The 245-nt window shown below is 31.0% G+C and carries 1 protein-coding gene; it reads right to left on the bottom strand.

The annotated features are described in order from the left end of the window. Positions 1–203, bottom strand: a 203-nt coding sequence (locus tag HMPREF2767_RS02120; protein ID WP_148128989.1) for a helix-turn-helix domain-containing protein, incomplete at its 3' end; no start/stop codon positions are given. Between the last annotated feature and the right edge of the window lie 42 nt (positions 204–245).

Consider the following 245-nt stretch of genomic DNA (forward strand, 5'->3'; position numbering starts at 1 on the left):
TTAAATTCACTAGTATATTGAGTATTGCCTAGAGATTTAGTGAGGCCCTGATAGCCATATGTGTTGTATTGTTTTACCCATGTTTGAACAAGCGATCTATCCACATTATACTTTTCACCTAAAAATTTATATCCTCCTGCTTCATTTAAATATTCATTAACTACTTTTACCTTAAATTCAAAGCTATGCTTTTTATACTTCATACAAAAACACCCCTAAAGTTGGATTTTAGTGTCCAACTTTAG

This window comes from Nosocomiicoccus sp. HMSC067E10 (assembly GCF_001810835.1).
In the GTDB taxonomy this organism is placed as follows: domain Bacteria; phylum Bacillota; class Bacilli; order Staphylococcales; family Salinicoccaceae; genus Nosocomiicoccus; species Nosocomiicoccus ampullae_A.